Source organism: Azovibrio restrictus DSM 23866 (assembly GCF_000429665.1).
In the GTDB taxonomy this organism is placed as follows: domain Bacteria; phylum Pseudomonadota; class Gammaproteobacteria; order Burkholderiales; family Rhodocyclaceae; genus Azovibrio; species Azovibrio restrictus.
In genome coordinates, this window is record NZ_AUCH01000008.1 from 173450 (window position 1) to 194459 (window position 21010).

The 21010-nt window shown below is 61.1% G+C and carries 18 protein-coding genes and 3 tRNA genes; 18 read left to right on the forward strand and 3 right to left on the reverse strand.

Features of this window, described 5'->3' with window-relative positions; all coding sequences use genetic code 11:
• Positions 1-46 precede the first annotated feature (46 nt).
• The 13 genes from G474_RS0110185 (at position 47) to G474_RS0110245 (ending at position 16143) form a co-directional block, all read left to right on the forward strand.
• A complete protein-coding gene (locus G474_RS0110185; protein ID WP_026686885.1) occupies positions 47-1129 on the forward strand; it encodes a pilus assembly protein PilM in 1083 nt (360 codons plus the stop codon).
• Positions 1126-1734, forward strand: a complete 609-nt coding sequence (locus G474_RS0110190) for a PilN domain-containing protein (protein WP_026686886.1) — start codon at positions 1126-1128, stop codon at positions 1732-1734. The genes G474_RS0110185 and G474_RS0110190 overlap by 4 nt, the downstream gene beginning before the upstream one ends.
• A complete protein-coding gene (locus tag G474_RS0110195; RefSeq protein WP_026686887.1) occupies positions 1731-2432 on the forward strand; it encodes a type IV pilus inner membrane component PilO in 702 nt (233 codons plus the stop codon). The genes G474_RS0110190 and G474_RS0110195 overlap by 4 nt, the downstream gene beginning before the upstream one ends.
• Positions 2429-2971, forward strand: coding sequence for a pilus assembly protein PilP (locus G474_RS0110200; RefSeq protein ID WP_026686888.1), 543 nt, complete (start codon positions 2429-2431; stop codon positions 2969-2971). Before G474_RS0110195 ends, G474_RS0110200 begins: the two co-directional genes overlap by 4 nt.
• Complete coding sequence (locus tag G474_RS0110205; RefSeq protein ID WP_026686889.1) at positions 2968-5049, forward strand: type IV pilus secretin PilQ; 2082 nt, start codon at positions 2968-2970, stop codon at positions 5047-5049. The genes G474_RS0110200 and G474_RS0110205 overlap by 4 nt, the downstream gene beginning before the upstream one ends.
• Positions 5050-5140: 91 nt before the next feature.
• The gene (locus G474_RS0110210; RefSeq protein WP_026686890.1) at positions 5141-5668 is read left to right on the forward strand and encodes a shikimate kinase; all 528 of its coding nucleotides are present in this window, start codon (positions 5141-5143) and stop codon (positions 5666-5668) included.
• Positions 5656-6738 carry a 3-dehydroquinate synthase gene (gene aroB, locus G474_RS0110215; RefSeq protein ID WP_026686891.1) on the forward strand — a complete coding sequence of 361 codons (1083 nt, stop codon included), beginning with the start codon at positions 5656-5658 and terminating at the stop codon, positions 6736-6738. The genes G474_RS0110210 and aroB overlap by 13 nt, the downstream gene beginning before the upstream one ends.
• Before the next feature lie 186 nt (positions 6739-6924).
• Positions 6925-11550 (forward strand): glutamate synthase-related protein, encoded by a 4626-nt coding sequence (locus tag G474_RS0110220; RefSeq protein WP_043463970.1) that lies wholly within the window; start codon positions 6925-6927, stop codon positions 11548-11550.
• A 1-nt stretch (position 11551) separates the two neighbouring features.
• Positions 11552-13021 (forward strand): glutamate synthase subunit beta, encoded by a 1470-nt coding sequence (locus G474_RS0110225; RefSeq protein WP_026686893.1) that lies wholly within the window; start codon positions 11552-11554, stop codon positions 13019-13021.
• A 148-nt stretch (positions 13022-13169) separates the two neighbouring features.
• On the forward strand, positions 13170-13898 hold the full coding sequence (locus G474_RS0110230) for a helix-turn-helix domain-containing protein (RefSeq protein ID WP_245589342.1): 729 nt from the start codon (positions 13170-13172) through the stop codon (positions 13896-13898).
• Between the two features lie 35 nt (positions 13899-13933).
• On the forward strand, positions 13934-15292 hold the full coding sequence (gene glmU, locus G474_RS0110235) for a bifunctional UDP-N-acetylglucosamine diphosphorylase/glucosamine-1-phosphate N-acetyltransferase GlmU (RefSeq protein ID WP_026686895.1): 1359 nt from the start codon (positions 13934-13936) through the stop codon (positions 15290-15292).
• A gap of 8 nt (positions 15293-15300) precedes the next feature.
• A complete protein-coding gene (locus G474_RS0110240; protein ID WP_026686896.1) occupies positions 15301-15612 on the forward strand; it encodes a hypothetical protein in 312 nt (103 codons plus the stop codon).
• A 21-nt stretch (positions 15613-15633) separates the two neighbouring features.
• Positions 15634-16143, forward strand: coding sequence for a hypothetical protein (locus G474_RS0110245; RefSeq protein ID WP_026686897.1), 510 nt, complete (start codon positions 15634-15636; stop codon positions 16141-16143).
• Here G474_RS0110245 and G474_RS0110250 read toward each other — a convergent pair.
• Complete coding sequence (locus G474_RS0110250; RefSeq protein ID WP_026686898.1) at positions 16140-16607, reverse strand: PhaM family polyhydroxyalkanoate granule multifunctional regulatory protein; 468 nt, start codon at positions 16605-16607, stop codon at positions 16140-16142. The genes G474_RS0110245 and G474_RS0110250 overlap by 4 nt on opposite strands.
• Positions 16608-16729: 122 nt before the next feature.
• On the opposite strand from G474_RS0110250, the gene G474_RS0110255 reads away from it, so the two are divergent.
• Positions 16730-17380 carry a response regulator gene (locus G474_RS0110255; protein ID WP_026686899.1) on the forward strand — a complete coding sequence of 217 codons (651 nt, stop codon included), beginning with the start codon at positions 16730-16732 and terminating at the stop codon, positions 17378-17380.
• Here the strand turns inward: G474_RS0110255 and G474_RS22075 are convergent.
• Together G474_RS22075 and G474_RS20385 are read right to left on the reverse strand one after the other, a co-directional pair.
• Positions 17370-19442 (reverse strand): cache domain-containing sensor histidine kinase, encoded by a 2073-nt coding sequence (locus G474_RS22075; RefSeq protein ID WP_051282205.1) that lies wholly within the window; start codon positions 19440-19442, stop codon positions 17370-17372. The two genes, G474_RS0110255 and G474_RS22075, sit on opposite strands and share 11 nt — an antisense overlap.
• Before the next feature lie 5 nt (positions 19443-19447).
• Positions 19448-20191: a class I SAM-dependent methyltransferase gene (locus tag G474_RS20385; RefSeq protein WP_043463972.1), complete on the reverse strand. Its 744-nt coding sequence runs from the start codon at positions 20189-20191 to the stop codon at positions 19448-19450.
• Between the two features lie 135 nt (positions 20192-20326).
• Between G474_RS20385 and G474_RS0110270 the strand changes: the two genes are divergently transcribed.
• The 4 genes from G474_RS0110270 to G474_RS0110285 all read left to right on the forward strand — a co-directional run.
• A tRNA-Tyr gene (locus G474_RS0110270) sits at positions 20327-20411 on the forward strand.
• A gap of 34 nt (positions 20412-20445) precedes the next feature.
• A tRNA-Gly gene (locus G474_RS0110275) sits at positions 20446-20519 on the forward strand.
• Between the two features lie 14 nt (positions 20520-20533).
• Positions 20534-20608, forward strand: a tRNA-Thr gene (locus G474_RS0110280).
• A gap of 49 nt (positions 20609-20657) precedes the next feature.
• Positions 20658-21010 (forward strand): GTP-binding protein (locus G474_RS0110285; RefSeq protein ID WP_211228094.1); only part of this gene is annotated, 353 nt, incomplete at its 3' end.

A 21010-nucleotide genomic window follows, 5' to 3' on the forward strand; every position in this document is an offset into this window, starting at 1 on the left:
TTGTTAATGTAACTTCCGATTTTTAATAGATATTTTCGGGGGTCCGGTGCGCTTCGATCTGTCCTTTTTCAATCCCAAGGCTCGCTCCTTGCTCGGGTTGGATATTTGTTCTTCGGCTGTGAAGATGGTGGAACTGTCTTCTACTGGTCGGGACGAATTCCGCGTCGAGCGTTACACCATAGAAGTGCTTCCCAAGGATGCAGTTGCCGACGGCAACATTGCTGACCTGGAAGCGGTTCAGGAAGGTGTGCGACGCGCTTGGAAACGTATGGCGACTTCCACCCGGAATGTGGCCATGGCCCTGCCTGCTTCTGCTGTTATTTCCAAGAAGATCATCGTGCCCGCAGGTATGCGGGACGATGAACTGGAAGTGCTGGTGGAATCCGAGGCGAATCAATACATTCCCTTCTCCATTGACGAGGTCAATCTGGATTACCAGGTGATTGGCCCGGCTCCGTCCGCTCCCGACGAGCTTGAGGTCCTGATTGCCGCGTCCAAGAAGGAACGGGTCGAGGACCGCCTGGCCGTCGCCGAGGCGGCCGGTCTGAAGGTGCTGGTCATGGACGTGGAGTCCTATGCGACGCTATCCGCGTTCGAGCTGGTAGCCCGGCAGTTGCCCATGGATGAGTCCGCTCCGATCGTGGCGCTGGTGGATGTCGGCATGAACGTCATGAAGCTGACGGTGCTGCGTAACGGTCAGCAGGTCTATGCTCGGGAACAGGCCTTTGGCGGTGGTTTGCTGACCCAGGACATCGTGCGGCGGTACGGCATGAATTACGGGGAAGCCGAGGCAGCCAAGCGAGCAGCCAATCTCCCTGAGGACTACGAGTCTGAATTGTTGCCCCAGTTCATGGATAACCTGGCACTGGAAGTTTCCCGGGCGCTTCAGTTCTTCTTCACTTCCACCCAGTTCAACAAGGTGGACCATATCGTGCTGGCGGGGGGCTGCGCTTCCATTCCCGGCATCGATGAACTGGTCGCCACCCGTACCCAGGTCAATACGATCGTTGCAAATCCTTTTGCGGGAATGATGTTGTCGGATCGGGTAAGGGCGAAGAATTTGCTGGCAGATGCCTCTTCCCTGATGGCTGCCTGTGGCCTGGCTCTGCGGAGGTTTGATCCATCATGATTCGTATCAACTTGCTTCCCCATCGGGAAGAAGCGCGCAAAGCGAGACGTCAGCAGTTTTATACCATTGCCGCAATGATGGTTGTGCTCAGTGGGTTGGTGGTTTTCCTCGGATATACCATCATCGATGGCTATATTCAGCATCAGGAAAGTAGAAATACCTTCCTCAAGAGCGAGATAGCTGTGCTGGATAAACAGGTTGAGGAAATCAAGCGTCTCAAGGAACAAAGCCAAGCCTTGCTGGATAGAAAGAATGCCATCGAGTCCTTGCAAAAAGACAGGGGTGAGACGGTATATCTTCTGAGTGAGCTGGTTCGGCAAACACCAGAGGGAATTTACCTGAAAGGCCTGAAGCAGGCAGGGGCAGTGGTGACCGTGAATGGATATGCGCAGTCGAATTCACGGGTTTCAACCTTGATGCGGAATATTGAGGCCTCTGAATGGATGGAGGCGCCAAAATTGATCGAAATCAAGGCGGTGATGGTTGCTGGTCGACGTTTGAATGAATTTTCCATGGATTTCCGCTTGGTCAGAGCTAATCCTGCGGCAGACCAGGCTGCCAATGGGGCCAAAAAAGATGTAAAAAAAGGGAGCGAAAAGCCATGAAGCTACCTGTGTCTTCTTCATCGAAATTCGATTTTCAGCAGCTCTCTGAAGACTTCAAAAGGCTGAGTAATAACGATCCTGGGACTTGGCCTTTTGTTCCCAAAGTTACTGTCTTGGTGGGGGTCTTTGTGGCTATTACGGCCTTGGGAGGATATTTTCTGTGGCTGGATCAATTTGAACTTCTGAGTCAGGCTGAAACGAAAGAGGCCAAGCTGAAAGAGGAATTCCTCGAGAAAAAAAGGCAGGCTGTTAATCTGGATTTATATCGCCAGCAGTTGGAAGAAATCGATAAGTCTTTTGGTGCGCTCTTGAAGCAGCTACCAAACCGTAACGAAGTAGAGTCGCTGCTGGTGGAGGTTAACCAGGCGGGTCTTGGTCGTGGGTTGCAGTTTGAATTGTTCAAACCTGCAGCAGAGGTCGTCAAAGATTTCTATGCTGAACTTCCGATCAATGTGAAAATTAACGGTGCTTACCATGATTTGGGGGCGTTTGCTGCAGATGTGGCGAAACTTCCGCGAATTGTTACTCTGAATAATATAAATATAAATATGCCGGGGGGTAAGGATGGGGGGGCTCAGAATTCTGGTCGCTTGGTTATGGATATGCAGGTCAAGACTTTCCGCTACCTTGATGAAGAGGAGATAGCGAAGAGGCGCCAGGAAGAAAAAGATAAAGCCAAGGGAGGGAAGAAAAAATGAAAAAAATCTCTTTGGCTTTGGTAGTTCTTGCCCTATTCGGCTGCGGCGGGGCTGAGCATGAGGAGTTGCAACAATGGATGAACGATTCTGCTAAGGATATGAGAGGCAGGATTCCTCCTTTGCCTGAAATAAAGCCTTATGAGGCTGCTCCTTATGTAGTGGATTCGATGCTGGACCCCTTTAGTTCAGCAAAAATCGAGCCGGAAAGCAAGGGGCGTCGAGGTGCCGGAAAGGGAGGTGCGTTCCAGCCAGATTTCGAGGCTAGGGAGATGCGCAACAGCATTATGGAGAAATATCCGCTTGAATCCATGCGCATGATTGGTTTCATGAACATCAACAAGCAGCCTATGGCTGCGATACAGGTTGATCAACTGGTCAAGCAGGTCAAGGTTGGTGACTATATCGGCCTGGATTTTGGTGTGATCACGAAGATTACCGAGCAGGAAATCGAGATTCGCGAAGTGGTTGAAGATTCCAGTGGTGACTGGTCTGAGAGAATGAATACCCTGCAACTGCAGGCTAAGGAGGGCAGCAAATGATGGCTTTTAAAAAACTTATCCTCATTGCCACTTGGCTGTTTGGTGTGGCAATCGTGTCTACCTCGGTCATGGCGCAGGAGGGTAACCAGATTGAGGCTATCAACATTGCCCGCCAAGGCGGCGCAGTTGTTGTCAAAATCGACTTGAAGGAAGCCATTGCTAATCCGCCAGCCGGCTTCAGTATTGCCAATCCTTCCCGCATCGCTTTTGACTTCACCGGTGTTGCCAACGGCCTGGGGAAAAGCAGTCAGGCCGTGAATGAAGGGGATCTGACCAGCTTCAACATCGTCCAGGTGGGGCAGCGTACTCGTCTGGTGCTGAACTTGGTGCGCAGTCTCAATTATTCGACCCGTATTGATGGCAAGGCCTTGTTTGTTTCTTTGACACCCATGGCAACCGCAGCTCCTGATGGCGGCAAGGTGACTCATTTCACCAGTGATCTTGCCTCCAAGGGATTGCACGGGATTCAGGATATCTCCTTCCGTCGCGGCCAGAATGGCGAGGCCCGGATTGCTGTGGACCTTACCGACGCAGGTACAGCCATCGACATCAAGCAGCAGGGCAAGGCGTTGGTGGTGGAGTTCCTTAAGACCACCTTGCCGGAAAACCTGCGTCGCAAGATGGATGTCACGGATTTCGCCACACCCGTCACTTCTGTGGTTACGGAAGACAAGAACGGCAATGTGCGCATGGTGATTACCCCCAAGGGCTTGTGGGAACACAATGCCTACCAGACCGAAAACCAGTTTGTGGTTGAGGTCAAAGCCATTGTCGAGGATCCCAACAAGCTGATTCAGGGTACCAAGATTGGCTACCAGGGGCCGCGCATCAGCATCAACTACCAGAATGGCGATGTTCGGGCACTGCTGCGGTTGATGGCCGAAGAGCTGGGGCTGAACGCAGTGATCAGCGAAACCGTCACCGGAACTACCACCCTGGTATTGAAGGATGTGCCAGCCGATCAGGTGATTGACATCATCTTCCAGCAGAAGGGGCTGGACATGCGTAAGAACGGCAATGTGATCCTGATTGCCCCGCGCGACGAACTGGCCACCAAGGAAAAGTTGGAGTACGAGTCCCGGCAGCAGCTGGAAGAGTTGGAGCCCCTGAAGACGGAAACCTTCCAACTTAATTACCATCAGGCAGAGGCCTTCAAGAAGATACTTACGGACAAGGAGCAGCGCATTCTCTCCAAGCGGGGAAGCGCGGTTATCGATCCTCGTACCAATATTATCTTCATTCAAGATACTCCGAGCCGCTTGGATGAGCTGCGTCACATCATCGCCAAGGTGGATATCCCCATGCGCCAGGTCGTGATTGAGGCCCGGATTGTTGAGGCTACAGACCAGTTCGCCCGGAATCTGGGGGCCAGGCTGGGCATCTTCCGGTATGGCGGTAAAAACCATGCCTATGGTGGCGATAACATCGACATGAACAAGCTGAATGGTTTTGTTGAGGGGGATGCCACCTTGCCAGGCCTGAATCAGGTTAACTTGCCGGCAAGTACTTTCAACAGCGTCAACCCGTCCGAGTTTTCCTTCATCTTGTTCAACTCGGCTAAGACCCGTTTCCTGAATTTGGAGATTTCCGCCCTGGAAGCTGACCTCAAGGGCCGGGTGGTGTCCAGTCCTCGAGTCATGACCTCAGACCAGGTGGAGGCACTGATCGAGCAGGGGGTGGAAATTCCCTATCTGGAAGCATCCAGTTCCGGTGCCACCAGTGTGTCCTTCAAAAAGGCTGTGTTGTCTCTGCGGGTGACGCCGCACATCACGCCGGATGGCAAGGTTTCCATGCGCTTGAAGGTAAACAAGGATTCCCGCGGTGAGACCATGGCAGGTGGGGTTGCCATCAACACCAAGAAGGTGGAAACCAATGTCCTGGTGGATAACGGTGGCACGGTGGTGATCGGGGGGATTTATGAGCTCACGAGCCGCGACGACGTGAACAAGGTGCCACTGCTGGGAGATATTCCCTTCCTGGGCTTTGCTTTCCGGAATACCTCCAAGACCAATGAGAAGTCCGAGTTGCTGGTCTTCATCACGCCGAAGATTGTCAACGAGACGCTTTCGGTGCGTTAAGCGAGCTTCCTGTCCGAAACGCAAGAGGGCCTTCTGGCCCTCTTTGCCTTTGGGGGCGCTGGAATGGGCATGATCAGATAGAATCCGGCCTGTGAAAGAGAACTCAAACATCTATCTGGTCGGCCTGATGGGGTCAGGCAAGACGACCATAGGCAGACAGCTCGCCAAACGGCTGGGGCGTCCATTCCTGGATTCCGATCATGAGATCGAGGCCAGGACGGGGGTGGGAATTCCCACCATCTTTGAAATAGAGGGGGAGGCCGGATTCCGGCGGCGTGAAACCCAGGTGATCGCCGAGCTGGTGCATGAGGCGCCCATCGTGCTGGCCACCGGCGGGGGGGCTGTTCTGGACCCGGAAAATCGCCGTGCTCTGCATGATCATGGTTGGGTGGTGTACCTGAACGTGCCTCCCGTACTGCTGTGGGGGCGGACCAGAAACGACCGCAACCGCCCCCTGCTGCAGGTTGAAGACCCGCTGGCCAAGCTGGAGTCCCTCTACAAGTTGCGGGATCCCCTTTACCGGGAGGCAGCTCACTATGTAGTGGATGGCGGCCGCCTGGCGCCTTCCGCCATCACCCAGTTGTTAGTCAAGGAATTTGCCAAGAGATGCGTACCCTGAAAGTCGAGCTGGCCGAGCGCAGCTATCCCATTCACATTGCCCGGGACCTCCTCGATCAGCCCTCATTGCTGGCTCCCCATCTGCGCGGGAAATCCGTGGCCATCGTGACCAACACCACGGTGGCCCCCCTTTACATGGCGCGCCTGCGCCGTTCCCTGCAGGCCCTGGGGGTGCAGCCCCTGGAAGTGGTGCTGCCGGATGGTGAGCAGTTCAAGGACTGGCAGACCCTGAACCTGATCTTCGATGCCCTGCTGGGGGCCCATTGCGAGCGGGGTACGACCCTGATCGCCCTGGGTGGCGGTGTGATCGGCGACATGGGGGGGTTTGCCGCTTCCTGCTATCAGCGTGGCATGCCCTTCATCCAGGTCCCCACCACCCTGTTGTCCCAGGTGGATTCCTCCGTGGGGGGGAAGACGGCTATCAATCACCCTCTGGGCAAAAACATGATCGGTGCCTTTTACCAGCCCAAACTGGTGCTGGCGGATATCGGCGCCCTGTCCACCTTGCCTGCACGGGAATTGCAGGCGGGGCTGGCGGAGGTGATCAAGTATGGTCTGATCCGGGATCAGGAGTTCCTGCTCTGGCTGGAGCAGCACATGGCGGGTTTGAGGGCCGGAGATCAGGCCCTGCTGGAAGAGGCGGTCTATCGTTCCTGCTGCCACAAGGCAGAAGTGGTGGCGGCGGACGAACGGGAGCAGGGGGAGCGGGCCTTGCTCAACCTGGGGCATACCTTCGGGCACGCCATTGAGACCGGGTTGGGTTACGGGGTGTGGTTGCATGGCGAGGCGGTGGCCGCAGGTACGGTCATGGCAGCCAGGCTGTCGGCGCTGCTGGGCTGGCTGCAGGAAGAAGATGTGCAGCGGGTGGAGCGGGTCCTGCTTGCAGCAGGGCTGCCGATCCGCGGGCCCCGCCTGGGGGCTGAGCGTTATCTGGAGCTGATGCGCCACGACAAGAAGGTCCAGGACGGCCGTCTGCGCCTGGTGCTGCTGCAATCCGTGGGCAGGGCGGTGGTCAGCGATGCCGCCAGCGAAGCCCAGATTCTGGCTGCCGTCGAATCCTGCTGCGCCTGATCGGAGCCCGAAGCGCGAGGATGCCCGCGCAGGCAACAGTGTGTTGCGGAATCTTGAAAAGTCAGGGGTTTGGCGTTATATTTCGCCGCTTTCCCTAAATTTCGCGAGCCGGTGATCCGGCTTTTTTTTGCGTATTTACGCGTTTGGCGCGCGAGGTTGCCGAAGATGAATGAGGAATCAAGAGTGATGGCGGCTGTACCTGAGCAGCAGGGTCTTTACGATCCCGCTAACGAACACGATGCTTGTGGCGTGGGTTTTGTGGCTCACATGAAGGGGCAGAAGAGCCACAGTATTGTGGAGCAGGGCCTGCTCATCCTGAAAAACCTGGACCACCGGGGCGCCGTCGGCGCCGATCCTCTGCAGGGGGACGGGGCCGGTATCCTCATTCAGATTCCCGACCTGTTCTACCGGGAAGAAATGGCCAAGCAGGGGGTGAACCTGCCGGCCGCCGGTGAGTACGGTGTGGGCATGCTGTTCCTGCCCCGTGAGGCTGCTTCCCGCCAGGCCTGCGAGGCCGAGATCGAACGCAATGCCAAGGCCGAAGGCCAGGTGATTCTGGGTTGGCGCGATGTGCCCGTGAATGGCGACATGCCCATGTCGCCCGTGGTGCGCGCCACCGAACCCGTGATCCGCCAGGTGTTCGTGGGCCGCGGTCCCGACGTGCTGACCACCGACGCCCTGGAACGCAAGCTCTACATCATCCGCCGCCGCAGTGCCAATGCCATCAAGTCCCTGAAGCTGAAGCACGGGGGCGAGTTCTACGTGCCTTCCTTCTCGGCTCGCACGGTGAACTACAAGGGCCTGCTGCTGGCCGACCAGGTTGGTGTCTACTACGACGACCTGCAGGATTCCCGCGTGGTTTCCGCCCTGGCCCTGGTGCACCAGCGCTTCTCCACCAACACCTTCCCCACCTGGGATCTGGCCCATCCGTTCCGCATGATCGCCCACAACGGCGAAATCAACACCGTGCGTGGCAACGTGAACTGGTTCAAGGCCCGGGAGCAGGCGATTTCCTCGCCCCTGATGGGTGACGACCTGAAGAAGATCTGGCCCCTGCATTATCCCGGCCAGTCCGACTCCGCCGCCTTCGACAACGCCCTGGAACTCCTGGTGATGGGCGGTTATTCCCTGACCCACGCCATGATGCTGATGATTCCCGAAGCTTGGGAAAAGCACACCACCATGGACGAGAACCGGCGCGCCTTCTACGAATACCATGCGGCCATGATGGAGCCCTGGGATGGCCCCGCTGCCGTGGCCTTCACCGACGGCCGCCAGATCGGCGCCACCCTGGACCGCAACGGCCTGCGTCCGGCCCGCTACCTGGTCACCGATGACGACCTGGTGGTGATGGCTTCCGAATCCGGCGTGCTGCCGATTCCCGAAAGCAAGATCGTCAAGAAGTGGCGTCTGCAGCCCGGCAAGATGTTCCTGATCGACATGGACAAGGGCCGCATCGTAGACGACAAGGAGTTGAAGGACTCCCTGGCCTCCTCCAAGCCCTATCAGGAGTGGATCGAGAAGATCCGCATCAAGCTGGACGAAGTGCCTGCCGCCGTGGAGCAGCGTGAAGCCTGCCCCGCCACCCTGCTCGACCAGCAGCAGGCCTTTGGCTACACCCAGGAAGACCTCAAGTTCATCCTGGAGCCCATGGCCAACAATGGTGAAGAAGGCACGGGCTCCATGGGCAACGACAGCGCCTTGCCGGTGCTGTCCGCCAAGCCCAAGCTGCTTTACAGCTACTTCAAGCAGTTGTTTGCCCAGGTGACCAACCCGCCCATCGATCCGATCCGGGAAGAGCTGGTGATGTCCCTGGTGTCCTTCATCGGTCCCAAGCCCAACCTGCTCAACCCCTACGAGATCAATCCGCCGATCCGCCTGGAAGTGGCCCAGCCCGTGCTGAGCGCCGGCGACATGGAAAAGATCCGTCATATCGGCAAGTACACCGAAGGCAAGTTCAGCTCCTACGAGCTGGACATCTGCTACCCGGTGGCCTGGGGCAAGGAAGGCATTGAAGCCCGTCTGGCCTCCCTGGCGGCTGAAGCTGTGGACGCTGTGCGTCAGGGCGCCAACATCCTGATCATCTCCGACCGCAAGATGGGCAAGGACGCCCTGGCCATTCCCGCCCTGCTCGCCACTTCCGCCGTGCACCAGCATCTGGTCAAGAAGGGGCTGCGCACCTCCACCGGTCTGGTGGTGGAAACCGGCTCCGCCCGGGAAGTGCACCACTTCGCCCTGCTGGGTGGCTACGGCGCCGAGGCCGTGCACCCCTACCTGGCCATCGATACCTTGCGCTGCCTGGCCAAGGGCGACGCCGAGAAGGCCGACAAGTACGTCAAGAACTTCGTCAAGGCGGTGGGCAAGGGCCTCTGCAAGGTCATGTCCAAGATGGGCATCTCCACCTACATGTCCTACACCGGGGCCCAGATCTTTGAAGCGGTGGGCCTGCAGCAGGCCTTCGTGGAGAAGTACTTCACCGGCACCCCCTCCAAGATCGAGGGCATCGGCGTGTTCGAAGTGGCCGAGGAAGCCATTCGCCTGCACCAGGGCGCTTTCTCCGCGGATCCCGTGCTGGCCAACATGCTCGATGCGGGCGGCGATTACGCCTTCCGCATCCGCGGCGAAGAGCACATGTGGACGCCGGACTCCATCGCCAAGCTGCAGCACGCGACCCGCTCCAACAAGTACGAGACCTACAAGGAATACGCCAAGCTGATCAACGATCAGACCAAGCGTCACCTGACCCTGCGCGGCCTGTTCGAAATCAAGCCCGTTGGCGCACCCGTGCCCCTGGAAGAAGTGGAATCCGCCAAGGAGATCGTCAAGCGCTTCGCCACTGGCGCCATGTCCCTGGGCTCCATCTCCACCGAAGCCCACTCCACCCTGGCCATCGCCATGAACCGGATTGGCGGCAAGTCCAATACCGGCGAAGGTGGCGAGGATGCCAAGCGCTTCCTGCCCCTGAAGGCGGGTCAGACCCTGTCCGAAGTGATCGGTGCTTCCCGCATCGAGCGGGACTACACGTTCCAGGATGGCGACTCCCTGCGTTCCGCCATCAAGCAGGTGGCCTCCGGCCGTTTCGGTGTCACCACCGAGTACCTGGTGAACGCCGACCAGATCCAGATCAAGATGGCCCAGGGCGCCAAGCCCGGTGAGGGCGGCCAGCTGCCCGGCCACAAGGTGTCCGAGTACATCGGCTTCCTGCGTCACTCCGTGCCCGGTGTCGGCCTGATTTCGCCTCCGCCCCACCACGACATCTACTCCATCGAGGATCTGGCCCAGCTGATCCACGACCTGAAGAACGCCAATCCGGTGGCCAGCATCTCCGTGAAGCTGGTGTCCGAAGTGGGCGTGGGTACCGTGGCCGCCGGGGTGACCAAGGCCAAGGCCGACCACCTGGTGATTGCCGGCCACGACGGCGGCACCGGCGCCTCGCCCCTGTCTTCCATCAAGCATGCCGGTTCCTCCTGGGAACTGGGCCTGGCCGAAACCCAGCAGACCCTGGTGCTGAACCAGCTGCGCTCCCGGGTGCGGGTCCAGGTGGATGGCCAGATGAAGACCGGCCGCGACGTGGTGATCGGCGCCCTCCTGGGTGCCGATGAATTCGGCTTCGCCACCGCTCCCCTGGTGGTGGAAGGCTGCATCATGATGCGCAAGTGCCACCTGAACACCTGCCCCGTGGGTGTGGCCACCCAGGATCCGGAACTCAGGAAGCGCTTCTCCGGCCAGCCCGAGCACGTGGTGAACTACTTCTTCTTCGTCGCCGAGGAAGTGCGCGAACTGATGGCCCAGATGGGCATCCGCAAGTTCGACGACCTGATCGGCCGTTCCGACCTACTGGAAAAGCGCGCCGGTATCGAGCACTGGAAGGCCCAGGGCCTGGATTTCGGCCGCGTCTTCCAGCAGCCCGCCGTGCCCGCCGAAGTGGGGCGCCTGCATACCGAAGTTCAGGATCACGGCCTCAACAAGGCCCTGGACCTGGAACTGATCAAGCAGGCCCAGCCCGCCCTGGAAAAGGGCCAGAAGGTCAGCATCGACCTGCCGGTGAAGAACGTGAACCGCACCGTGGGCACCATGCTCTCCGGCGAGGTGGCCAAGCGCTACGGCGCTGCCGGCCTGCCCGACGACACCATCCACATCAAGCTGACCGGCACCGCCGGCCAGAGCTTCGGCGCCTTCCTGGCCAAGGGCATCACCCTGGAACTGGTGGGTGAAGGCAACGACTACGTGGGCAAGGGCCTCTCCGGCGGCCGCATCGTCGTGCGTCCCCACCCCGACTTCCGTGGTGATTCCGCTGGCAACATCATCATCGGCAACACCGTCATGTATGGTGCCACCGAAGGCGAGGCCTTCCTGGCTGGTGTCGGCGGCGAGCGCTTCTGCGTCCGTAATTCCGGTGGTACTGCCGTTGTCGAAGGCACCGGCGACCACGGTTGCGAGTACATGACCGGCGGCACCGTGGTGGTGCTGGGCATGACCGGCCGCAACTTCGCTGCCGGGATGTCCGGTGGCATCGCCTACGTGCTGGACGAGGACGGGGCTTTCAAGGACCGTTGCAACCTGGCTCAGGTGGCTCTGGAACAGGTGCTGCCCGCCAGCGAGCAGGCCGGCCCCTTCCACAATGATCAGGCTGACGAAGCCCAGCTGAAGGCGCTGATTTCCCGCCATGCAGAAGCCACCGGCAGCGCCCGGGCCAAGGCCCTGCTGGCCGACTGGGAATCCAGCCGCAGCAAGTTCGTCAAAGTTTTCCCCCACGAATACCGCCGCGCCCTGACCGAACTGGCTGCGGCTGCACAGAAGGAGGCCGCATAACATGGGCAAGCCGACTGGATTTCTCGAATTCGACCGTCGCGAAGAAGCTTACGCGCCCGTCGAGGAACGCCTGACCCACTACAAGGAATTCGTCCAGACCCTGTCGGACGAGGACGCCAAGGTTCAGGGCGCCCGCTGCATGGATTGCGGCATTCCCTTCTGCAACAACGGTTGCCCGGTGAACAACATCATTCCCGACTGGAATGATCTGGTCTATCGCGGCAACTGGCAGCAGGCCCTGGAAGTGCTGCACTCCACCAACAACTTCCCCGACTTCACCGGCCGCATCTGTCCGGCCCCCTGCGAAGCTGCCTGTACCCTGGGCATCAACGCGGCGCCCGTGGGCATCAAGTCCATCGAACATGCAATCATCGACAAGGGCTGGGAAATGGGCTGGGTGCAGCCCCAACCCGCCGCCGTCAAGACCGGCAAGAAGGTTGCCATCGTCGGTTCCGGTCCTGCCGGTATGGCGGCTGCCCAGCAGCTGGCCCGGGTTGGTCATGATGTCACCGTGTTCGAGAAGTCGAGCCGTATCGGTGGCCTGCTGGGCTTCGGCATCCCCGACTTCAAGCTCAACAAGTCGGTGATCGACCGCCGCGTCGCCCAGATGGAAGCCGAAGGCGTGGTCTTCAAGACCAAGGTCATCGTCGGCGACAAGAACATCCCGGCCGGCATTAACAACGATGCCACCGAGACCGTTTCCGCCGCACAGCTGAAGCAGGATTTCGATGCGGTGATCCTGGCCGCCGGTTCCGAAGTGCCCCGTGACCTGCCCGTGCCTGGCCGTCAGTTCAAGGGCGTGTATGCCGCCCTGGAATTCCTGATTCCCCAGAACAAGGAAGTTCAGCAAGGCATCAAGAATCCCATCAACGTCAAGGGCAAGCATGTGGTGGTGATCGGCGGCGGTGATACCGGGTCCGATTGCGTCGGCACCAGCTACCGCCACGGTGCAGCGTCCGTGACCCAGTTCGAACTGATGCCGGCCCCCCCCGAACAGGAAAACAAGGCCCTGACCTGGCCCTACTGGCCCCTCAAGATGCGCACTTCTTCCTCGCACAAGGAAGGCGACACCCAGCGGGAGTTCGCCGTGGCTACCAAGGAATTCATCGGTGATGCCCAGGGCAACGTCAAGGCCCTGAAGGCTGTGCGCGTCGAATGGAAGGACGGCAAGATGAGCGAAGTGGCCGGTTCCGAATTCGAGCTGCCCTGCGATGCCGCTTTCCTGGCCATGGGCTTCGTGAATCCGGTCGGCAGCCTGCTGGATGCTTTCGGTGTGGAGAAGGATGCCCGGAACAACGCCAAGGCGACGACTGATGGCGAAGGCTGCTATCAGACCAGCGTCGCCGGCGTTTATGCAGCCGGGGATGTGCGCCGGGGCCAGTCCCTGGTGGTCTGGGCGATCCGCGAAGGCCGCCAGTGTGCCCGGGCGGTGGACGAGTTCCTCATGGGAGCCTCGGTGCTGCCCCGTTGATGGGTCCTGACCATCCGCAATAACCCCGTCGCCTCCTCACGGACGACGGGGTTTTTCTTTGGGATCAGGGCCGCTTGTGGCATATTCGGCAAAACAAAGGGAGGACGATAAATTGGATCTGCAACAGTCTCTACAGGTGACATCCACCTTGGGTCAATTCGACAGCCATCTGCTGCTGGCCCTGCTGGTCATGGTCGTTACCGGGGTCCTGGGCGGTCTTGCCAACCATTATCTGGCCGAGCGCCAGCCAGGCGCAGGGCGTCAGGACTGGCGCCGTTACCTGGTGTTCGGTGTGGTCACCGCTCTCACGGCCCCCTTGCTGCTCAACATGCTCTCCAGCAACCTCCTCGAGGGGGCCCGCACCCGTCCCGGGGAGCTCTATGTCTTTGCCGCCTTCTGCATCATCTACGTGGTGGCGGCCCGGCGGCTGTTCGAAAACCCGGCCGCCTTCTATCAGCAACAGCTGACCCAGATGCAGGAGCAGTTCCGGCGTGAGCTGGAATACCTGCGCCGGGAGCAGGAACTGCTGCGTCAGCGCCTGGAGGCGGCACCAGTGGTGGCTACCCCCGTGGAGCCCGTGCCGGAGAAGGAAGAGGTCCGCAATGATCCCCGGGAGGTGGTGACCTACAACGACGTGGAGATCCTGCGGGCCCTGGCCGACGAAAGTTATGTCTACGGCAACCTGGCCGCCCTGACGGAAAAGACCACCCTGGGACGGGAACTGATCAGCCAGCGCCTGGCCGTGTTGAAGAATGTCGGCTTGATCGATACCCGCATCAACGACAAGAACGTGCTGCACTGGGTGATTTCCCCCAGGGGGCGCCAGGTGCTCACCGATATCCTCACTGGCCAGGACGACGGCAAGAAGGTCGCCTGAGCAGCCACAACACCGAAACAGAAACAGTCATGTCCCTGAATATCGTCATCCTGGCCGCCGGCCAGGGTAAGCGCATGTATTCCCATCTGCCCAAGGTGCTGCATCCCCTGGCCGGCAAGGCCCTGCTGCGGCATGTGGTGGATACCGCCCGTAGCCTCCAGCCGGCGCGGCTGGTCGTGGTTTATGGCCATGGTGGTGAAGCGGTGCGCCAGAGTTTTGCTGGAGAGTCCCTGGAGTGGGCCCTGCAGGAGCCGCAACTGGGGACTGGGCATGCCGTTGCTCAGGCCCTGCCGCTTCTGGATGAATCCCTGCCTACCCTGGTGTTGTATGGGGACGTGCCTTTGGTGCAGCAGCAGACGCTGGAACATCTGGTGCATCAGGGGGCCCGGGGACTGGGCCTGCTCACGGTGAGGCTGGAGCAGCCCCAGGGTTACGGCCGCATCGTCCGCGATGCCGCTGGCGCCGTCACCGCCATCGTGGAAGAAAAGGATGCGACGCCGGAGGAACGCCAGATCGACGAGGTCAACACCGGCATCATGGTCCTGCCCGCGGGTGTCCTGGCGGGCTGGCTCGCCAGCCTGTCCAACCACAATGCCCAGGGGGAGTACTACCTGACCGATGTGGTGGCCAAGGCAGTGGCGGCAGGGTTGGCCGTGCGTACTGTCCATCCCACCGGTCCCTGGGAGGTGCAGGGGGTCAACAACAAGCAGCAGCTGGCGGAGCTGGAGCGGGCTTACCAGTTGCGTCAGGCCGGAGCGCTGCTGGAGCAGGGGGTGCGTCTGGCCGATCCGGCCCGCCTGGATATCCGGGGCGCCCTAGTGTGCGGCCGCGACGTGAGCATTGACGTGGGCTGCATTTTCGAAGGTCGGGTGGTGCTGGAGGAGGCCGTGGAGATCGGGCCCTACTGCGTCATCCGTAACGCGACCGTGCAGGCCGGGGCGCGGGTCGCCGCCTTCTCACACATTGACGGTGCCCAGGTGGGTCCGGATGCGGTAGTGGGGCCCTATGCCCGGCTGCGTCCGGGATCGGTCCTGGCGGAAGGCGCTCATGTGGGCAACTTCGTGGAAATCAAGAACAGCCAGATCGGTTCCCAGTCCAAGGCCAACCACCTGGCCTACGTGGGGGATGCGGACGTGGGGGCCCGGGTCAATATCGGCGCCGGCACCATCACCTGCAATTACGATGGGGCCAACAAGTTCCGCACCGTGATCGAGGACGATGCGTTCATCGGCTCCGATACCCAGCTGGTCGCTCCGGTGCGGGTCGGCAAGGGCGCCACCCTGGGGGCGGGCACGACCCTGACCAAGGATGCGCCTCCGGGGGGGCTCACGGTTTCCCGGGCGCGCCAGACTTCCGTCAGCAACTGGAAGCGGCCGGAAAAAAACAAGGTTTAGGAATACTCATGGATATCTGGTTCACCCTATTCGTCCTGCTGGTCGCCCTGTTCGCAGCCGCCGGATTCGCCCTGCTGCTGGTGGGTTACATCGACACTCTGCCGGCAGCGATTGCCCACGGCTGGCGCTGGGCCGTGCTGGTACTGGCGTTGCCCGTGGCCGGGCCGTTCATCTTCTGTTTCAAGCACTGGGATGTCTGCGCCAGGACCGGTCGCCAGATCATCGCCGGCACCGGGCTGGTACTGATTGGCCTGGCCCTGCTTTATGGCTGGGGCCCGCATTTTGCCGAGCGCATCATCGCGGGCATTCCGAACAGCTGAGATATTTCCGGAGGTTCTGCCATGCTCTGGCTGCGTTCTATGCTTCCCCTGTGCCTGTTCCTGAGTCTGCCGGCCCTGGCCGAGGAGTCCGGGACTCTGCAACTGGCTCCCGGTCTGGCTGCCAGTCCGGAAGTCCTGCGTCCGGGGCAGTGCGTGCGCTATCAGGAGGGGGGTACCGGTTTTTTGGGGCGAACGCCCATGTACTGGCTGGAGGGTGAGGTTCTGGAGGCCCGTCATGAAGCCCGCTCCCTGCTGCCTTGTTCCCGCCAGTGGCTGGAGCCGCCCCGAAGCAGGGAGTCGCTGCTGGAACGGGAGGCGGCGATGCCCTGCCTGCGTCAGGAGGGGGCTGCTCCTGTGAGTACGGAACTGGCTTTGGTGCGAATCCGGGTCCAGCGTTGGGAGACTCCCTGGGACAAGGTTGCGGCCACCCGGGGGCGTCTGTATCGGAGCCACTATCTGGCCCAGCCGCTGGCTGAAGGGGCTGAGCTGGAAATCAACGGGGCCCTGTTGAGCCCCTGCGGGCAACCTTAACTTCCGTCCTTCTTGGTTTTTTTCGCCGCAGCCTTAGGGGCCTCCTGGGCGGCTGGGGGCGGGGGGTTGGCGGCGGCACCTTGCTGCAATTGATCCTGCAACTGGTCCTGCATCTGCTGCATCAGGTTCCAGGGCCACAGGGCCGCCTGTTGCAGGGTTTCACCCACGGTGGGGCCGTCCTGGGGCGTTGCCGGCTGGTGCCCGGCAGCAGCCTGGCTGCTCATCTTGCCCATGGCTTGCACGGCGGTAAGGGTGGCCTTCTGCATTTCCAGTCCCTGAATGGTCATCTGCAGCATGGAAAGGTTCATGCGCAGCCAACCTTCCACGGCCTTCAGGTCGGTGATCCGTTTTTCCAGTTCATCGGTATCGAAGGTGGGGGTCACCATGCCGGGCAGGGAAAAACCCATGTTGCCCCACATTTGCCGCACGAATTCCATGGGGTCGGGGGTTTGCTCGTTGGCCATCTTATGCTCCTGATCTAGGCGGGTCGTCGCCTATATTAGCCGAGAAGCAGCGCGGCGGGGCTGGCAGGGAAACGGCAAAGTGTTAGAGTATCGTCATAAGCATAAGAAAGTGTGATGAGGCCATGTTGAAATTCCTGATTGTTGAAGATCATGCCCTGGTACGGGAGGGGCTGGTGCGTGTCCTGCATCAGCTGGACAGCGAAGTAAGCGTCGTGGAAGCCGCCAGCGGCGACCAGGCCCTCGCGGCTCTGGGGCAGGACGAGGATGTGGATCTGGTGTTGCTGGATCTGGCCTTACCGGGGATGGATGGCTTTGCCTGCCTGGATCTACTGCGTCAGCGTCACCCTTCGATTCCCGTCGCCATCCTGTCCGCTTTCGACGATCCGCCGACGGTGAACCGGGTGCTGGCCAACGGGGCCTCCGGCTTCATCCCCAAGGCCTATTCGGGGGAAGACCTGATCAAGGCCCTACGGGTGGTGCTCGCGGGACACATCTTCAGGCCCGATGGCACGGCTGCCCCCGTTCTGGGGGACGAAACCCCGGTGCTGCCCAGCACGGGCGGCGTGAGTCCGGAGGAGTGCGGCCTGACCGAGCGCCAGGGGCAGGTGCTGGGGCTCATGGCCAAGGGCAAATCGAACCGGGAGATCGCCCAGCAGCTGGGACTTTCCGAAGGCACCGTGAAGATTCACGTGACCGGGGTATTCAAGGCCCTGGGGGTGTCCAGCCGCACCCAGGCCCTGGTGATGGCCGCCCGTTACGGGATCAGGCTGTAATTTCCTCTTCCAGACGCCGCAGCAGGGCCCGCAGCCGGGCCGGGCGCAGCGGTAGTACCAGCTTGTGGGCTGCGGGGGGCGCGTTCTCTTCGCCGGCGCAAAGCACCACCAGGGGCAGGGAGGGGTGCTCCCGGGCCCGGGTTTCGGCTTCGTTGGCGGTGGTCAGCAGGATTTGCGGGGGTTGGTCGGCCAGGTAGCCCAGGGTGACCGGGTAGCCCCAGTTGCGGATCAGGGTTGTCGCTTCGCCCAGGGCTTCCCCATTGCCGAGGACGCAGATCCTGGGGCTGATGCTGCTGGGGCTGGGCAGGTTGCCGGGGCTCACCTTGCGTTCGCCGGCGTCACCCAGGGGCAGGCTGAAACGGAAGCAGGTTCCCCGCCCCAGCTGGGAGATCAGCTCTATCCTCACGCCCAGGGCCCGGGCCAGACGGTCCACGATGGATAGTCCCAGGCCCAGGCCCTTGTGGGATTCCCGGGCGGCATTGTTGATCTGGTAGAACTCCACGAAAATCGCCTGCTGATGCTCGGCCGGAATGCCGATGCCGGTATCCCGGACCTCCACCAGCACGGCCCCATTGCGGCGCCGGGCTGAGACCAGGATGCCGCCCTTGTCCGTGTAACGGATGGCATTCGACACCAGATTGGCGAGCAGGCGTTCCAGCAAGGCCGCGTCGGAATAGACGTGCAGCCCCCGGTCCCGCAGGCGCAGATTGAGCCCCTTGGCCAGGGCCGCCCGGTCGAAGGTGGTGCCGAGCCGGTCAAAAACTTCCTTGACCGGATGATGGCGCAGCTGGGGCGTGATCCCGGCCACATCGAGGCGGGACAGGTCCAGCAAAGAATCCAGCAGCTCGCTCAATACCTCCGTGGACGACTGGATCTGCTGGGCCAGCTGGGGCAGATGCTCGTTGCGCTGCAGACGGATCTGGCGCTGCAGGTCGGAGGCGAACAGGGCCAGGGCGTGCAGGGGCTGGCGCAGGTCGTGGCTGGCGGCGGCCAGGAAGCGGCTCTTGGCGGCATTGGCGCGCTCGGCTTCCGTCTTCTGCTGTTCCAGGCGCCAGGCTGATTCATGCAGCTGGGTTTCCAGGGCTTCCCGCTCCTGGCTCAGCTGCCGGTTGTGGAGTTCCTGCTCCCTCCGCCGTTGATACAGCAGCCAGCCGCCCAGAAGCAGGACGCCCAGGCAGAGCAGCGCCAGAATGCCGAAATCCCGGGCGCGCCGGTACCAGTGCTGGAGCAGGGCCGACTCCGGCACCAGGGTCAGGACTCTGAGGTCGGGAAAGCCGCTGACATTGGCTTCGATGACGATCCAGCCATCGCGCCGGTCCGGGGTATCCGCGTTGGGGCGCTGGCGCAGGGCGCCGTTGGCGAGCACATCGCTGACATTGGCACCGATCATCGGCGACTGCTGGGACAGGTCGGTGGGGCGGCAGGAGGCCACGATACGCCCCTGGGTGTTGACCAGGACCGATTCAAAATCGTCGCTGAGCCGCACCGACCAGCAGAAATCCTGGAAATAAGCCGGCTCGATGGCCGCGAACACCGCACCGTTGAATTCCTGCCGGGAATTTTTCAGGCGCCGGACCAGGGCGTAGGTATAGCGCCCGGAGTTGCGTCCGATGTAGGGGCCGTACATGGCAAAGTCGGCCCCTCGCTCCAGGGAGGTGAAGTAGGGCCGGTCGATGACGTTGATGCGGGTGGCTGGGAACTGGGTGGAGGTGAAAATCTGGTAACCCTGGCGGTCGAAGATGGCCAGGTCCCGCAGCTGCGGCAGGGAGCGGGTATGGCGGGTGGAGAGGTAGGTGAAGCCGGTTTCCGGGCTCCAGGACTCCCAGCGGCTGTTGCCGGACAGGTCACCGGCCAGCTCCCGCAGCAGGATGTCTACGGACTCCAGGGAGCGGGCCGTATGCTCGGCGATCAACGCGGTCAGGTGGGTGACCCGCTGCCGGCCAGCTTCCAGCTCATGGCTGCGGCTCAGGAGCAGGTCGCCGAGAAAGCCGCCCAGGATTAGGAGGCTGATGGCCAGGATCAGTGGGGCCAGGAAGCGGGAGGGGCGAAGCGGGGAGGCCAAGGCAGTCACCCGGGAATGCGATAAATGTAGAGCCGGTCCACCGGGCTTCCGGCGGGGCCGGCCAGGGATTCGGGCACCTGCCCGGGCACGGGGAAGGCCTTGCTGATGAACAGGCTGCCGGGGCGCATTTCCTGGCAGGCCTTGCGCCAGAGGGCGGCCATGGGGGCGGGGGACAAAAAACAATAGACCGCCTGATAGGGGGCCAGTCCGTGCTGCCACAGGTCGCCCCAGTGCCAGTTCTTGATTTTCCCCCGGGTGCGCAGCCAGCCGGCGAGCCAGGGCAGGGGCGCATTTTCGATGCCGTTCAGGTGCAGGTCCGGACGCTGGCGGCCCAGGGGCAGCAGCAGGCTGCCAATACCGGCGCCAATGTCCAGCACCCGGGCTTGCCGGGGCAGGAGCGCAGCCAGTCTGGCGGCGGTACTGGCGCCGCTCAGGTAAAGGGGTATCTGGCCTGATGCGGCACCCCGGAAGACCAGGAACAGGACCATGAACATGCCCAGATACCAGATAGGCGATATCTGCAGCTGCAGGGCGGCCCAGAGCAGGGGCGCGAACAGGAGGTGGATGGCCTGCCACCACCAGGGCTGGCGTGTGAGCCTGGCGGCTGCGAATGCGGCTGCACCTATGGCAGCGGCAACCAGGGCCCAGTCCCAGGCGGCCGCCCGCAGATAATAGTAGGGCCAGGCCAGACTGAAGATCAGAAGGGCGGCGGCGGCCTGCAGGGAGAGTTGGCGGTGGTGGGCGGACATGACAGGGAGAAGGAAATTGGCGCAATTCTAATCGCAAGCCCTGGATTTTGCCGGAGCTGCTGCTATAATGCGCGCCGCTTCCAAAATCTTGTTGACAGTGTTCAGGTCGATCAGGATAATGCGTCGCTTCTGTTTGGAGGGGTTCCCGAGCGGTCAAAGGGATCAGACTGTAAATCTGACGGCACTGCCTTCGAAGGTTCGAATCCTTCCCCCTCCACCAAGTTAATGTTGATCTGAGTAGTGGGTGTAGTGACGCGGGTGTAGCTCAATGGTAGAGCTGAAGCCTTCCAAGCTTAAGACGAGGGTTCGATTCCCTTCACCCGCTCCAGGTCGCTGAAGATTGCCCATGTGGCTCAGTGGTAGAGCACTCCCTTGGTAAGGGAGAGGTCGGCAGTTCGATCCTGCCCATGGGCACCATCGCCTGCTTGGCGTCTGAATTTCTTTCTATTTGATTTGGGGAGTTGTGATGGCTAAGGAAAAATTTACGCGGACGAAGCCGCACGTAAACGTTGGCACGATTGGTCACGTGGACCATGGCAAGACCACGCTGACGGCTGCGATCACCACGGTGCTGTCCCGCAAGTTCGGTGGCGAGGCCAAGGCCTACGACCAGATTGACGCTGCGCCCGAAGAAAAGGCCCGCGGCATCACCATCAACACCGCCCACGTCGAATACGAAACCGAGAACCGTCACTACGCCCACGTGGACTGCCCGGGCCACGCCGACTACGTGAAGAACATGATCACCGGTGCTGCCCAGATGGACGGCGCCATCCTGGTGTGTTCCGCCGCTGACGGCCCGATGCCCCAGACCCGTGA

Excerpts from the sequence above, each read along its gene's own strand:
- G474_RS0110190 (WP_026686886.1), top strand. The coding sequence starts at position 1,126 with ATGATTCGTATCAACTTGCTTCCCCATCGGGAAGAAGCGCGCAAAGCG.
- G474_RS0110195 (WP_026686887.1), top strand. The coding sequence starts at position 1,731 with ATGAAGCTACCTGTGTCTTCTTCATCGAAATTCGATTTTCAGCAGCTC.
- G474_RS0110200 (WP_026686888.1), top strand. The coding sequence starts at position 2,429 with ATGAAAAAAATCTCTTTGGCTTTGGTAGTTCTTGCCCTATTCGGCTGC.
- G474_RS0110205 (WP_026686889.1), top strand. The coding sequence starts at position 2,968 with ATGATGGCTTTTAAAAAACTTATCCTCATTGCCACTTGGCTGTTTGGT.
- aroB (WP_026686891.1), top strand. The coding sequence starts at position 5,656 with ATGCGTACCCTGAAAGTCGAGCTGGCCGAGCGCAGCTATCCCATTCAC.
- G474_RS0110220 (WP_043463970.1), top strand. The coding sequence starts at position 6,925 with ATGGCGGCTGTACCTGAGCAGCAGGGTCTTTACGATCCCGCTAACGAA.
- G474_RS0110225 (WP_026686893.1), top strand. The coding sequence starts at position 11,552 with ATGGGCAAGCCGACTGGATTTCTCGAATTCGACCGTCGCGAAGAAGCT.
- G474_RS0110240 (WP_026686896.1), top strand. The coding sequence starts at position 15,301 with ATGGATATCTGGTTCACCCTATTCGTCCTGCTGGTCGCCCTGTTCGCA.
- G474_RS0110245 (WP_026686897.1), top strand. The coding sequence starts at position 15,634 with ATGCTCTGGCTGCGTTCTATGCTTCCCCTGTGCCTGTTCCTGAGTCTG.
- G474_RS0110250 (WP_026686898.1), bottom strand. The coding sequence starts at position 16,607 with ATGGCCAACGAGCAAACCCCCGACCCCATGGAATTCGTGCGGCAAATG.
- G474_RS0110255 (WP_026686899.1), top strand. The coding sequence starts at position 16,730 with ATGTTGAAATTCCTGATTGTTGAAGATCATGCCCTGGTACGGGAGGGG.
- G474_RS20385 (WP_043463972.1), bottom strand. The coding sequence starts at position 20,191 with ATGTCCGCCCACCACCGCCAACTCTCCCTGCAGGCCGCCGCCGCCCTT.